15 protein-coding genes are annotated in these 12209 nt (G+C 72.7%); 13 read left to right on the plus strand and 2 right to left on the minus strand.

Annotated features, from left to right (window positions below; genetic code table 11):
• The first annotated feature begins 127 nt into the window (after nt 1–127).
• Nucleotides 128–475, plus strand: a complete 348-nt coding sequence (locus tag U5C87_RS04915) for an MmcQ/YjbR family DNA-binding protein (protein ID WP_330475511.1) — start codon at nt 128–130, stop codon at nt 473–475.
• A gap of 2 nt (nt 476–477) precedes the next feature.
• Here U5C87_RS04915 and U5C87_RS04920 read toward each other — a convergent pair whose 3' ends face one another.
• Nucleotides 478–885 (minus strand): VOC family protein, encoded by a 408-nt coding sequence (locus U5C87_RS04920; protein ID WP_330475512.1) that lies wholly within the window; start codon nt 883–885, stop codon nt 478–480.
• A 104-nt stretch (nt 886–989) separates the two neighbouring features.
• On the opposite strand from U5C87_RS04920, the gene U5C87_RS04925 reads away from it, so the two are divergent.
• The 10 genes from U5C87_RS04925 to U5C87_RS04970 all read left to right on the plus strand — a co-directional run bounded on the left by U5C87_RS04925 (nt 990) and on the right by U5C87_RS04970 (nt 8797).
• Nucleotides 990–1880: a carbon-nitrogen hydrolase family protein gene (locus U5C87_RS04925; protein ID WP_330475513.1), complete on the plus strand. Its 891-nt coding sequence runs from the start codon at nt 990–992 to the stop codon at nt 1878–1880.
• A 162-nt stretch (nt 1881–2042) separates the two neighbouring features.
• Nucleotides 2043–2654, plus strand: a complete 612-nt coding sequence (locus U5C87_RS04930) for a hypothetical protein (protein WP_330475514.1) — start codon at nt 2043–2045, stop codon at nt 2652–2654.
• 107 nt (nt 2655–2761) lie between these two features.
• Nucleotides 2762–3070, plus strand: a complete 309-nt coding sequence (locus tag U5C87_RS04935) for a hypothetical protein (RefSeq protein ID WP_330475515.1) — start codon at nt 2762–2764, stop codon at nt 3068–3070.
• The gene (locus U5C87_RS04940; protein WP_330475516.1) at nt 3070–4014 is read left to right on the plus strand and encodes an FAD:protein FMN transferase; all 945 of its coding nucleotides are present in this window, start codon (nt 3070–3072) and stop codon (nt 4012–4014) included. Before U5C87_RS04935 ends, U5C87_RS04940 begins: the two co-directional genes overlap by 1 nt.
• The gene (locus U5C87_RS04945; RefSeq protein WP_330475517.1) at nt 4014–4577 is read left to right on the plus strand and encodes a ferric reductase-like transmembrane domain-containing protein; all 564 of its coding nucleotides are present in this window, start codon (nt 4014–4016) and stop codon (nt 4575–4577) included. The genes U5C87_RS04940 and U5C87_RS04945 overlap by 1 nt, the downstream gene beginning before the upstream one ends.
• Nucleotides 4574–5692 carry an NADH-ubiquinone oxidoreductase-F iron-sulfur binding region domain-containing protein gene (locus tag U5C87_RS04950; protein ID WP_330475518.1) on the plus strand — a complete coding sequence of 373 codons (1119 nt, stop codon included), beginning with the start codon at nt 4574–4576 and terminating at the stop codon, nt 5690–5692. The genes U5C87_RS04945 and U5C87_RS04950 overlap by 4 nt, the downstream gene beginning before the upstream one ends.
• A complete protein-coding gene (locus U5C87_RS04955; protein ID WP_330475519.1) occupies nt 5676–5972 on the plus strand; it encodes a ferredoxin in 297 nt (98 codons plus the stop codon). Before U5C87_RS04950 ends, U5C87_RS04955 begins: the two co-directional genes overlap by 17 nt.
• Nucleotides 5973–6108: 136 nt before the next feature.
• A complete protein-coding gene (locus tag U5C87_RS04960) occupies nt 6109–7014 on the plus strand; it encodes an ROK family protein (RefSeq protein WP_330475520.1) in 906 nt (301 codons plus the stop codon).
• The gene (locus U5C87_RS04965; RefSeq protein ID WP_330475521.1) at nt 7011–7967 is read left to right on the plus strand and encodes a 1-phosphofructokinase family hexose kinase; all 957 of its coding nucleotides are present in this window, start codon (nt 7011–7013) and stop codon (nt 7965–7967) included. The genes U5C87_RS04960 and U5C87_RS04965 overlap by 4 nt, the downstream gene beginning before the upstream one ends.
• Nucleotides 7964–8797 (plus strand): class II fructose-bisphosphate aldolase, encoded by an 834-nt coding sequence (locus U5C87_RS04970; RefSeq protein ID WP_330475522.1) that lies wholly within the window; start codon nt 7964–7966, stop codon nt 8795–8797. The genes U5C87_RS04965 and U5C87_RS04970 overlap by 4 nt, the downstream gene beginning before the upstream one ends.
• 155 nt (nt 8798–8952) lie before the next feature.
• Here the strand turns inward: U5C87_RS04970 and U5C87_RS04975 are convergent, their stop codons facing one another.
• Nucleotides 8953–9852 (minus strand): SIS domain-containing protein, encoded by a 900-nt coding sequence (locus tag U5C87_RS04975; protein WP_330475523.1) that lies wholly within the window; start codon nt 9850–9852, stop codon nt 8953–8955.
• Between the two features lie 127 nt (nt 9853–9979).
• On the opposite strand from U5C87_RS04975, the gene U5C87_RS04980 reads away from it, so the two are divergent.
• The gene (locus U5C87_RS04980) at nt 9980–10780 is read left to right on the plus strand and encodes a DeoR/GlpR family DNA-binding transcription regulator (protein WP_330475524.1); all 801 of its coding nucleotides are present in this window, start codon (nt 9980–9982) and stop codon (nt 10778–10780) included.
• Between the two features lie 155 nt (nt 10781–10935).
• On the plus strand, nt 10936–12198 hold the full coding sequence (locus tag U5C87_RS04985) for an extracellular solute-binding protein (RefSeq protein WP_330475525.1): 1263 nt from the start codon (nt 10936–10938) through the stop codon (nt 12196–12198).
• Nucleotides 12199–12209: the final 11 nt, after the last annotated feature.

Genomic DNA, 12209 nt, shown 5'->3' on the forward strand with positions numbered 1-12209 from the left:
ATGCCGTCACGCGGGTGTGCGGAAGGGGTGCGGCGGGTGCCGGGTGGGGTCGGCGGACGTCGGGACTGCCTCGGATCCAGAGGCTTCGGACGGTGTGTCGCCGGCGGGCACGTGGCAGGGTGGAGGGGTGCCCGTGACCATCGAGGACGTGCGGCGCGTGGCCGAGCAGCTGCCCCGCTCCTACGAGGTGCTCGTCCGTGACCGCGTGAAGTTCCGCGTCGGCAGGATCGTGTGGCTCGCCTTCTCCGCGGACGAGACGCAGATGGGCTTCGCCTTCCCCAAGGAGGAGCGCGACGTGCTCGTCGCGAGCGAGCCCGAGGTCTTCCTCATGCCGCGGCGCTCCGACATGCGGTTCAACTGGGTCGAGGTGCGCCTCGACGCGATCGACGAGGACCGCATGCGCGAGATCGTCGTCGACGCGTGGCGGCTCGTCGTGCCCAAGACCGTCGCGCTCGCGCACAGCGCCGACGGCTGAGCTCACGTGGTGATGCGGAAGGCGCGCGAGTGTCGCGGCCCCGTCTCGGCCGCGCCACGCTCGATGCAGAACTCGTTGCCCTCGGGGTCGGCCAACGTGACCCAGCCGGTGCCCTCGGGCGTGCGGTGGTCGCCGACGATGGTCGCGCCCAGGGCGAGCGCGCGCTCGACCCACTCGTCGCGGGTGCCCGCATCGGGGGTGAGGTCGAGGTGCTGGCGGTTCTTGGCCGTCTTGCCCTCGGGGACGGGGATGAAGAGCAGGCCCAGGCTCGTGCTCGGGAACGACGCGGCGACGACGACCTCGGGGTCGTCGTCGTAGTAGACGTTCCAGCCGAGCAGCTCGGCCCAGAAGGTGCCGAGGGCGCGGGCGTCGGCGCAGTCGAAGGTCACGTTGTGGATGTGCAGCGTCATGGTGGCAAGCGTCCTGCTCGCCCCGTTGCAGGGCAAGCGGATTCCGGTCGCCCGCGGCGCGGGTGGCCCGGGACCCTGTCGTCGCCCGTCGTTAGGTTGTCGGGATGACGACGGTGCGGTGGGCGGTTGCGCAGAGCCGGATGGCCGAGGACCCGGGCGACGCCGGGGCGGTCCGCGCCGCCGGTGACGAGATCCGGGGACTCATGCGCGAGGCCGCCGCGGGAGGCGCCCGGCTCGTGCAGTTCCCGGAGGGCGCCATCGTCTACCCCAGCAAGTACGTCATGTCCTCGTCCGGGCCGGGGACGGTGTCCGACGCGGACTGGGAGCGCGCCGACTGGGACCTGCTGCGCCACGAGGCCGAGTCGATCGCCCGACTCGCCGGAGAGCTGCGAATCTGGGTGGCGTTCGGGTCGATCCACCCGCTGACGCCGCCGCACCGCCCGCACAACAGCTACTACGTCGTGTCCGACCACGGCGAGCTCGTCGGGCGCTACGACAAGCGCTTCCTGTCCAACACTGAGCTGACCTGGATGTACTCGCCCGGCACCGAGCCGTTCGTCTTCGAGGTCGACGGCGTGCGCTTCGGGGTGGCCCTCTGCATCGAGGCGAACTTCCCGCACCTCTTCGAGGAGTACGAGCGGCTCGACGTCGACGCCGTCCTGCTCTCCGTCATGGTCGACGACGCGATGCGCGCCGAGATCGGTCGGTCGTATGCCGCGCTCTTCGGCTACTGGGTCGGCTACTCCGTGCCCGCGCAGTACGCCTCGACCGTGCCGTCGGGCATCGCCGCACCCGGTGGCCGCTGGGTGGCCCGCTGCCCCGCGCGGGACCGTCCGGCGCTCGCGTTCGTCGACCTCGACCTCGCCGCTTCCGACGACGACGTCCGTGTCGCCGTCGACCTCGCGCGTCCGTGGCGGCGCCGCGCGAAGGACGGCCTGTATGCGTCCAGCCGGGTCGTCGGCGACCCGCGCAGCGAGGACGTCACCTCCTTCTGACCCGACCTGCCCTGCCCTGCCCTGATGCGACCTGACCTGACCCGGGATGTGTGCGTCGTGTGGGGTCAGGACCCCGACATCTGCACACGCGGCCACCGTCACGGCGCCGCCGGGGCGGTTAGGTTCGGGCTCGACCATCAGGACGGGCACAGGGGGTTCGGCGTGGACAGGGCGCAGGCCATCGCGCGACGAGGCGGCATCGCGTTGTTGGCGGTGACGCCGGCGCTTGTTGTGGGCACGGCCGTGTGGCCGGTGGTGCTCGTCCTCGGCGACGACGTGACGAGCGTGGGTGACGCCGCGATCGGCCTCGCCGGGTGCGGCCTCGCGCTCCTCGTCGTGGCCCGGGTGCTGGACCGCGTCGGCCGGCGGCGGGGCACGGTCGCCCGGGACGACGTGCTTCGACCCCGCCCGTTCCGACGGCTGGGCGTGGGGCTGCTCGTCATGGGAGCCGGCGGGGTCGCCGCCTTCGCCTGGGCGCTCGACAGCACCTCGGTCGCCTTCGTCATCGGGCCACCGAGCGCCGCCGGGTGCCGGGTCGTGGTGCAGGAGCACTCGTTCCTCATGGCCGGCCGCGGCACCGTCTACGCCGTGCCCGGGCACGGCCTCGTGGCCGGGCAGGTCAGCCGCTACAGCATGGACGACGGCTATCGGCCCGTCGACGCCGGGACGTTCTCCCTCGCCTGGACGGGTGAGCGCGGGCACCTCGAGGTGTTCGGCTCGGGCGTCGACCCCGTGTGGCCGCGGAGTCACGAGATCGACTGTCCCGGCGGCTGAGCCACGCTCCGGGCGGTATGGCGATGCATGCCGAGGTCATCGGGCCGGCACAGCGGCCCCACAGCGGCGCTCGCGACGGTGGAGCCATCCCCACCGAAGGAGTCCCGATGAGCACCGTTCCCCGCGCCTTGCGCCGAGCCCGACTCTGGACCGCCGGCCTGATGACCGCCTCCACCGTCCTCGTCGGCGCCATCGGCATCCACCTCGCCGATGCGCAGACCACCGCTGCGCAGACCGTCGCGACCCAGACCTCGTCCGGGTCGAGCGACAGCACGTCGAGCACGTCGAGCTCGTCCAGCTCCGACGACACCAGCTCCTCGGACGACTCGGCCTCGAGCTCGGCCTCGGGCTTCAGCGCCGTGGCCCCCGTGAGCGGCAGCAACGCCCAGGCACAGACGAATTCGGGTGGCTCGTGATGGACACCCTGACGCCCAGCCCGGCCGTGACCGGCACGTTCCGCGCCATCGGCACGTCGAACGCCGTCCTCGTCACCCGTCCCGAGGTGCTCCCCGAGGCGGTCGAGATCGCCCAGCGCCACCTGCGCGAGGTGGACCGGGCCGTCAGCCGCTTCCGGCCCGACTCCGAGGTGAGTCTCCTTGCGGCGCGGGCCGGCCGGGCACCTGCGGAGGCGTTCGCGTCACCGGTCCTCACGGCATACCTCCAGGCGGCGCTGCGCGTCGCCCGGCTGACCGGCGGGCTCGTCGACCCCACCGTGGGCTCGGCCCTCGTCGCCGAGGGCTACGACGACGACCTCGACGTCGTGCGTGCCCGCGCCGGCTTCCATCAGGTGCGTGTCGCCGGCGTGCCGCGGTGGCACACCGTGCACCTCAACGTCTCGGCCCGCCGCGTGGCCGTCGCCCGCGGCACGCTCCTCGACCTCGGGGCCTCCGCGAAGGCGTATGCCGCCGACTGCATCGCCGAGCTCCTCGCCGAGGCGCTCGCGGGCGGGTTCGCCGTCAACCTCGGGGGTGACGTCGCCGTGTCCGGTGACCTCCCCGAGCACGGCTGGGCCATCGGCATCGAGGACGCCGCCGGCGCCGTCCGGCAGGTCGTCACGAGCACCGGCCAGGCGATCGCGACGTCGTCGACGCAGCTGCGGGTGTGGGACACCGACGACGGCCCGCGCCACCACATCGTCGACCCCCGCACCGGCCACACCGCGCCCGCGGTGTGGGCGCAGGTGTCGTGCGCGGCCACCACCTGCCTCGAGGCCAACGCCGCTTCCACCGCAGCCGTCGTGCTCGGTGCCGACGCGCCGGAATGGCTGACGCAGCAGGGGGTTCCGGCTCGCTTCGTGACCCGCGACGGTCGGGTCCTGACGACGCCGGGCTGGCCCGGCGAGGCGCGCAGGGCCGCCTGATGAACGAGCTGCTCTGGTACGTCTCGCGCGCCACCGGCGTCGTCAGCATCGTGCTGCTCACCGTCGTCGTCGTGCTCGGCCTCGTCACCGCAGGGCGGCGGCGACCGACCGGTGACTCCGCGACGGTCGTCATGGCGCTGCACCGCTGGCTCTCCCTCGGCGCGAGCGTCTTCCTCCTCGCGCACATCGCGACGGCGGTCGCCGAGACGTACGTGTCGATCGACCTCGTGTCGGCCGTCCTGCCCTTCACGTCGGGCTACGAGGCCCTCTGGGTGGGTCTCGGCACCCTCGCCTTCGACGTCCTGCTCGCCGTCGTCGTGACCTCGCTGCTCCGGCACCGCCTCGCCGAGCGCACGTGGCGCCGGGTGCACCTGCTCTCGCACGCCCTGTGGCCGATGGCGATCGTCCACGGCCTCGCCCTCGGCACGAGCGGTGAGCTGCTGCTGCGCGGCACGACGATCGCGTGCGCGGTCGTCGGCGTCGGGGCCATCGCCTGGCGCTACACCTCCACCCATCACGACGAACGGCGCCGGGTCGCCGTCGCAGCGCAGGAGTGGTCATGACCATCGTGTCCCTGCTCGCCGAGGCCGGTCTGACCGGCCGTGGCGGCGCCGGCTTCAGCACCGCGACGAAGGTCGCCGCCGCGCACGCCCACGACGCCGAGCTCGTCGTCAACGCCTGTGACGGCGAGCTCGGGGCGAGCAAGGACGCCTGGGTCGTCGCCAACCGCCTCGGCGAGCTCATCGACGGCGCCAGCGAGATCGCCGACGGCGCCAGGGTGACGTATGCCGCCCACCGCGGCTCCGAGACCGCGCACCTGCTGCGCTCGGCGGGGCTTCGCCTGCTCGCGGTGCCGCCGCGCTACGTCTCGTCCGAGGAGTCGGCGATCGTCTCGCTCGCGCAGGGCGGCCTCGCCCGCCCGATGACGAAGCGCCAGCCGCTCGTCCGCGGCGGCCGCGACTCCGACGGTCGCCGGATCCGCCCGATGGTCGTCCTCAACGCCGAGACGGTCTGGCGCGCGGCGCAGGTCTCGCGGCACGGCGCGACGTGGTTCCGCTCGTACGGCACGCCCGAGCAGCCGGGGCCGAGGCTCGTCTCCGTCAGCACGCCGTCGACTCGTGGCGTCGTCGTCGAGACGGCCGCAGGGGCTCCCGTCACCGACCTGCTCGACCTCGCCGGCGGTCTGCCCGACGACGGCGACGACTCCGGAGCCGTGCTCGTCGGTGGGCTGGGCGGCAGCTTCGTCCGCACGGCCGACGTGCCGGGGCTGCGGTGGTCCGACGCCGACCTCGCTCGGGTCGGTGCCCGCACCGGCCCCGGAGTCCTCGAGGCCCTTGACCCGCGGGACTGTCCGCTCGGGTTCGTCGACCGCTGCCTCACCTGGGCCGCGGGCGAGTCCGCCGGGCAGTGCGGACCGTGCATGTTCGGGCTGCCCGCCCTCGCCACCGACTGGCGCGCCCTGGCCGCGGGAGGCGACCACGCGGCATACGACCGCGTGCGTGCACGGGTGGGCTTGCTCCCGGGGCGCGGCGCGTGCAGCTTCCCCGACGGCGTGGCCGGCTTCGCCGGGTCGGCGCTGCGCGTCTTCGCCGGGCACCTCGAGCAGCACCGCGCCGGCCGGTGCGACGCCGCCGAGCTGCGCACCACCCCGAGGAGGACCGATGTCCACGCCCGGTGACCGCTCCACCGACCGCTCCACCGACCGCCCGGCCGAACGTCCCGGCGACGTCGACACGCGGCGCCGGCTCGGGCTCGCCCACGAGCCCCGCGTGGCCGTCGACCGGATCGCCTGCACGGGGCACGGCGTGTGCGCGCAGCTGCTGGCCGGGGTGACGCTCGACGAGTGGGGCTACCCCGTGGTCGGCGACGACCGAGCCACCGCCGGCGGCGAGGACGGGCGCGAGCTCGTCGACCTGGCCGTGCGGCTGTGCCCGGCCCGGGCGCTGTACCTGCGCTGACGGCGCGGCCGCCCTGCCCGGCGAGCGGTGCACGGGGACCGGTGGCAGGCTGGGCGACAGCAGGACAGAGCGCCTGTCCGAATGTGATTGATCGGGTGTTCAACCGTGCACGATTGCTCATAGACTGCGCAGCGTGATGCGCGAAGCAGTGGTCGGGATCGACGTCGGGGGCACCCGGATCAAGTCGGTCCTCCTGACCCCCGACGGCCAGGTGCTCGCCGAGACGGCGCGCCCCACCCCCGACCGCGTCGGTGACCACCTCGGCGAGGTGGCTGCCAAGGAGGTCGTCGAGCTGACGGCGCGGGCCGGCGACGCCGTCGACCTGCTCGCCGTCGGCGTCGCGGTCCCCGGACTCGTCGACGAGGTGCGCGGCGTCGGCGTGTGGTCGGCCAACCTCGGCTGGCGCGACCTCGACCTGCGCGGCACGGTCGCCGCCCACGTCGACGTCCCGGTCGCCGTCGGTCACGACGTGCGCTCCGGCCTGCTCGCCGAGCACCGTCTGGGCGCCGCGCGCGACGCGGACAACGTGCTCTTCGTGCCGCTCGGCACCGGCCTCGCGAGCGCGATCCTCTGCCGCGGACAGCTCGTCACCGGCTCGCTGTGGACCGGCGAGATCGGCCACATCGTCGTCGTGCCCGACGGCCCGCTGTGCGGCTGCGGCCAGCGTGGCTGCCTCGAGGCGCTCTCGAGCGCCGGGGCGATCGGCCGCCGCTGGTCCGAGGCGACGGGGCTCGTCGGCGATGCCGAGGAAGTGGCCCGCCGTGCCGAGGCGGGTGAGGAGGTGGCCCGCCGCATCTGGCAGGAGGCCATCGACGCGCTCGCCATCATGGTCGCGCCCGTCGTGGCGGCCGCGGGCACCGAGCTCGTCCTCATCGGCGGCGGCCTCGTGCACGCCGGTGACACCCTCCTCGAGCCGCTGCGCGCCGCCCTGACCGCCCGCCTCGGCGGGCGCGACGACGTCACCGTCGAGGCCGCGGCCCTGGGCTCGCGCGCCGGTTCGCTGGGCGCCGCGACGATCGCGCTGGACCTCGTCGGTCGATGATCGTCACCGTCACCCCGAACCCCGCGCTCGACATCACGTATGCCGTGCCCGTCGTCGCGCTCGGCGAGTCCCATCGCGTCGCCTCGGTCAGCGAGCGCGCCGGCGGCAAGGGCCTCAACGTCGCCTCGGTCCTCGCGACGATGGGCCACGGCGCGGTCGCCGTGGCCCCAGTCGGCGAGACCGACATCGACCTCTTTCGGTCGGACCTCGGCGCGCGCCGCGTGCTGCACCGCCTCGTGCCGTCGCCGTGCCCGACCCGCCGCTCCGTCGCCGTCGTCGAGGCGAACGGCCGCGCGACGCTCTTCAACGAGCCCGGCATCGGCCAGTCGCAGCGGGTCTGGGACCGCGTCGTCGACGAGGTGGCGACGCTCGCGCCGACGGCCGCGGTGCTGACCGTCTCGGGCAGCTTCCCGCCCGGGGCCGACGCCGACCTGGTGAGGACGCTGACCCGGCTCGCGCACGAGGCCGGGCTGCGGGTCGTGCTCGACGTCAGCGGCGTGCACCTCTCGCGCGTGCTCGCGCTCGGGCCCGACCTCGTCAAGCCCAACCGGGTCGAGGCGGCGCAGACGCTGACCGGCCTCGGTCGCGGTGAGGTGCCGTCGGTGCCCGGCGCGGCCCGGGCCCTCGTCGCGGCAGGCGCCCGGTCGGCCCTCATCAGCGACGGCACCAACGGCCTCGTCCTCGTGCACGACGACGTCGCGCTCCGCGCCCACCTGCCACGGCCGCTCTCCGGCAACCCGACCGGTGCCGGTGACGCCCTGACGGCGGCGCTCGCCGCCGACCTCGACGGGATCGCCGACCTGCCGCACGGTGCGGAGGCCTGGGCAGCCGTGCTGCGCCGGGGCGTCGCGTGGGCGGCTGCCGCGGTGCTGCAGCCCGTCGCCGGGACCGTCGACGAGGCCGACGTCGAGCGGCTGCTCCCCGCCGTCGAGATCGAGGAGCTCCGGTCGTGACCCGTTCCGCCCTGACGCCGGTGCTCGCCGAGGCGGTGGCCGCCGGCCGTGCCGTCGCAGCCTTCAACGTCATCCAGCTCGAGCACGCCGAGGCGTATGCCGCCGCGGCCGAGCGCGTGAATCTTCCTGTCGTCATGCAGATCTCGGAGAACTGCGTGCGCTACCACGGGTCGCTCGTGCCGATCGCGGCCGCGACGCTCGCGATCGCCGACGCGTGCAGCCAGCCGGTCGTGGTGCACCTCGACCACGCGGAGGACGCCGGTCTCGTCGAGGAGGCTGTCCGGCTCGGGCTGACGTCGGTGATGTTCGACGGGTCGACCCTGCCCGACGACGAGAACCGTTCGGAGACAAGGCGGGTCGTCGAGCTGTGCCGGTCCGCCGGAGTCTCGGTGGAGGCGGAGCTCGGCGAGGTCGGCGGCAAGGACGGCGTGCACGCGCCCGGGGTGCGCACCGACCCTGCTGACGCGGCACGCTTCGTCGCCGACACCGGCGTCGACGCGCTCGCCGTCGCCGTCGGGAGCAGCCATGCGATGACCGACCGCACGGCCGAGCTCGACACGGATCTCATTGCGGCGCTGAGGGACTCGGTGCCGGTGCCGCTCGTGCTGCACGGCTCGTCAGGGGTGCCCGACGCCGGTCTCGTGGCCGCGGTGCGCGCTGGCATGACGAAGGTCAACATCGCCACGCACCTCAACCAGGTGTTCACGCGAGCCATGGTCGAGCGCCTCGAGCAGTCGCCGACCGTCGACACCAGGAAGTACCTCGGCGCGGCCCGCGACGCCGTCACCGACGAGGCCGCCCGCCTGATGCGCCTCCTAGCCCACCCCTGAACCGTCGAAAGGCCAATGTTTGCGGGTCTTTCCACGTCGAGTGGCCAATGTTCGTGGGTGCCCGCACGTCGAGAGGCCAGAGTTCGCCTCGCGAACTCTGGCCACTCGACCGCCCCGCACCCGCGAAGTTTGGCCTTTCGACGGTTGAGGGGCGGTCAGGTGAGGACGATGCTTCTCGTCAGGTTGCGGGGGGCGTCGGGGTCGAGGCCTGCCGCGTCGGCCTTGCCGAGGCACAGCCGGTGCAGCCGGACGAGGTCGGCGAGCGGGTCCATGTCACGGTGCTCGAAGCGCGCGCCCGTCGCCTGCACCTGCTCGCGCAGCCCCTCCGGCACCTCGCCGAACGCCCAGACGGCGCGCCCGGGGGCGGCGATGCTGATCGGGCCGTGGCGGTACTCCATCGCCGGGTAGGACTCGGACCAGAACTGCGCCGACTCGCGCAGCTTCAGGGCGGCCTCGTTGGCGATGCCGTTGCTCCAGCCGCGCCCGAGGAAGGTGACCTGCTCGGTGTCGAGCAGGGGGCCGTATGCCGTGTCGGCATCTTCGGCCAGCACCGCGCGGGCCTGCTCGGCGACCGGAGCGAGGTCCTCACCGAGCGAGGCGCGAAGCAGCGCAAGGGTGGTCGTGGCGAAGCGGGTCTGCACGACGCTCTGCTCGTCGACGTCGTCGAGCAGCACCAGGGCCTCGGACCGCTCGGCGACCGGGGTGCCGGGCGTCGCGACGAACGAGACGTGCGGCGTCCCCGCGGCACGCAGCTCCTCGACGACCGCCATGACCTCGGTCGTCGTGCCGGAGCGACTGATGAGCACCACGCGGTCGTAGCCACGGGCCAGACGGTGCTCGGAGGCGGCATACGCGTCGGTGGCGCCCTGTCCCAGCGACTCGCGGCGGGCGGCATACGCCTGGCCCATGAACCACGACGTGCCGCACCCGATCGTCGCGACCCGCTCGCCGGGGCGCGGGAGGTGTCGCGAGACGTCGTCGAGGCGACCGACGACGCGCTCCCAGTCGTCCGGCTGGGTGGCGATCTCCTGGGCGAGGTGGGTGGACTGCGACATGGGCTCTCCCGGCGAGTGGTGGCGGGCGGAGGTCGCCCGGCAGTGATGCTTGTGTGTGCGCGAAACAAACCCTAAACGCGCAGAGATGCACATGTCCATTGCTCGAAGTGCGCGGTATCGTCAGCGCGTGACCGAAGAGATCGATCCCGCCCGCAACCGCGCCAGCCGCTGGTCGGTCATGCTCGACCGGCTCGCGACGACGGGCCGGCTCGGGGTCGGCGAGGCGGCCGAGCTGCTCGGCGTCAGCGAGGCCACGATCCGTCGCGACTTCTCCGAGCTCGCCAAGCGCCAGCTCGTCGCGCGCAACCACGGCGGCGTCGTCGCCACGAGCGTCGCCTACGAGCTGCCCTACCGCTACCGCAGCAGCATGGCCGACGACGACCGCACCCGTGTCGCCGAGGCGGCCGCCGCCCTCGTGCAGCCCGGCCAGGTCATCGGCCTCAACGGCGGCACGACGACGACGGCGACCGCGCGCGCCATCACGGCTCGCGAGGACCTCGCCGCCGACGGCGAGATCACCATCGTCACCAATGCGCTCAACATCGCGACCGAGGCGGTGCTGCGCTCGCACGTGCAGTGCGTCTCGCTCGGCGGCGTGGCCAGGCCGGAGTCCTACGAGGTCACTGGCCCCCTCGCGACACTCGTGCTGCAACAGCTCTGGCTCGACGTCGCCATCGTCGGCGTCAACGCCCTCTCGGCCCGCGAGGGCGCGACGTGCCGGCACGAGGAGGAGGCGGCGATCATCCGCACGATGATCGAGCGCTCCAAGCAGGTCATCTGCGTGGCGACCGGTGAGAAGCTCGGCCTGCGCACCTTCGCCTCGATCTGTCCCGCCGAGCGCATCGACCATCTCGTCACTAGCGTGGGCGCAGACCGTGACGAGGTGGACGCGCTGCGCGAGGCGGGCGTCGAGGTCCGCGAGGTGTGAGCGCGCACGCCTTTGCTTGATTGTGATCGGATCGCCGAGCTTTCGGTCATGATTGCTCTTGCTAAGCCCCATCTGCCGCTCTAGCGTGGGCCCACGTGGCCGGGCCGGCGTGTGAACGCGCCGCCAGCACCCCGGCACCGAACCAAGGGAGAGACATGACGTCGACGAAGAAGTCTGCGGTCGTCGCGGGCCTGGCCATCGCGGGCCTCGCCCTCGGCGCGTGCGGTGGGGGCACCGGGGCCGGCACGACCGCGGGCGCCAGCGGGGGCAGCGGCCAGGAGGTCAAGACGATCAAGCTCGTCGCGGCCGAGTACTCCAAGGACCACACCAAGGCGTTCTGGGACGCGTTCGCCAAGACGTACAAGGACAAGACGGGCTACACCCTCGAGGTGCAGGTCGTCAGCTGGGACAACATCGACCAGCAGTCCTCGACGATGATCCAGAACAACCAGGCGCCCGACATCCTCAACCTCAACGCGTACGCCAGCTACGCCAAGGACGGGCTGCTCTACGACTCCGACGCGGTGCTGCCCGCGGCCGTCAAGAGCGACATCCTCGACACGTTCGTCAAGTACGGCACCTACCAGGGCAAGTTCTACGGCTTCCCGGACCTGTCCTCGGCGCGCGCCTTCTTCTACAACAAGACGCTCTTCAAGCAGGCCGGCATCAACGAGCCGCCGAAGACGTGGACCGAGCTCGAGGCCGACGCGAAGAAGATCACCGCGCTCGGCAACGGCAACGTCGGCTACGCCCTCCCCCTCGGCCCCGAGGAGTCGCAGGGTGAGTTCTCCATGTGGCTGTTCAACAACGGCGGCACGTGGAAGGACGGCGACAAGTGGACGATCAACTCCGACAAGAACGTCGAGACGCTGACCTTCCTCAAGAAGCTCGCTGACGAGAAGCTGACGCAGAACAACCCGGCCCGCACCAACCGTGCCGACGCGTTCGACCTGTTCAAGTCGGGCAAGGCCGGCATGGTCATCGGCTTCAGCCCGCTGGCCGGCGCGCTCGACCAGGACAAGAAGGTCGACTACGGCGTCGCCCCGTTCCCGACCAACGACGGCTCCGAGAGCAAGACGTTCGGCGTCACCGACTACCTCATGGCCTTCAAGAAGCCGGGCAACGAGAAGGCGGTCAAGGCCTTCTACGACCTCTACTACCAGCCCGACCAGGTCAACACCTTCATCAAGGCCGAGGGCTTCCTGCCGGTCACGAAGACGGGCGTCCAGCAGTTCCAGAGCGACCCGAAGCTCAAGGTCTACCTCGACACGCTGCCCAACGCGCAGCTGACGCCGACCGACGACCCGACGTGGGACAAGGTCAAGCTCGCCGTCCAGCAGAACCTCGGCGGCGCCGTCAACGGCTCCCCCAAGGCCACCCTCGACGGTCTGCAGAAGACCGCCGAGAACGGCGGCTGAGGCATACGCCC

Origin of the sequence: Terrabacter sp. C0L_2, from assembly GCF_036352015.1 — a bacterium.
Taxonomy (GTDB): Bacteria; Actinomycetota; Actinomycetes; order Actinomycetales; family Dermatophilaceae; genus Terrabacter; species Terrabacter tumescens.

Excerpts from the sequence above, each read along its gene's own strand:
- U5C87_RS04965 (WP_330475521.1), top strand. The coding sequence starts at position 7,011 with ATGATCGTCACCGTCACCCCGAACCCCGCGCTCGACATCACGTATGCC.
- U5C87_RS04925 (WP_330475513.1), top strand. The coding sequence starts at position 990 with ATGACGACGGTGCGGTGGGCGGTTGCGCAGAGCCGGATGGCCGAGGAC.
- U5C87_RS04955 (WP_330475519.1), top strand. The coding sequence starts at position 5,676 with ATGTCCACGCCCGGTGACCGCTCCACCGACCGCTCCACCGACCGCCCG.
- U5C87_RS04960 (WP_330475520.1), top strand. The coding sequence starts at position 6,109 with ATGCGCGAAGCAGTGGTCGGGATCGACGTCGGGGGCACCCGGATCAAG.
- U5C87_RS04945 (WP_330475517.1), top strand. The coding sequence starts at position 4,014 with ATGAACGAGCTGCTCTGGTACGTCTCGCGCGCCACCGGCGTCGTCAGC.
- U5C87_RS04920 (WP_330475512.1), bottom strand. The coding sequence starts at position 885 with ATGACGCTGCACATCCACAACGTGACCTTCGACTGCGCCGACGCCCGC.
- U5C87_RS04935 (WP_330475515.1), top strand. The coding sequence starts at position 2,762 with ATGAGCACCGTTCCCCGCGCCTTGCGCCGAGCCCGACTCTGGACCGCC.
- U5C87_RS04950 (WP_330475518.1), top strand. The coding sequence starts at position 4,574 with ATGACCATCGTGTCCCTGCTCGCCGAGGCCGGTCTGACCGGCCGTGGC.
- U5C87_RS04975 (WP_330475523.1), bottom strand. The coding sequence starts at position 9,852 with ATGTCGCAGTCCACCCACCTCGCCCAGGAGATCGCCACCCAGCCGGAC.
- U5C87_RS04985 (WP_330475525.1), top strand. The coding sequence starts at position 10,936 with ATGACGTCGACGAAGAAGTCTGCGGTCGTCGCGGGCCTGGCCATCGCG.
- U5C87_RS04940 (WP_330475516.1), top strand. The coding sequence starts at position 3,070 with ATGGACACCCTGACGCCCAGCCCGGCCGTGACCGGCACGTTCCGCGCC.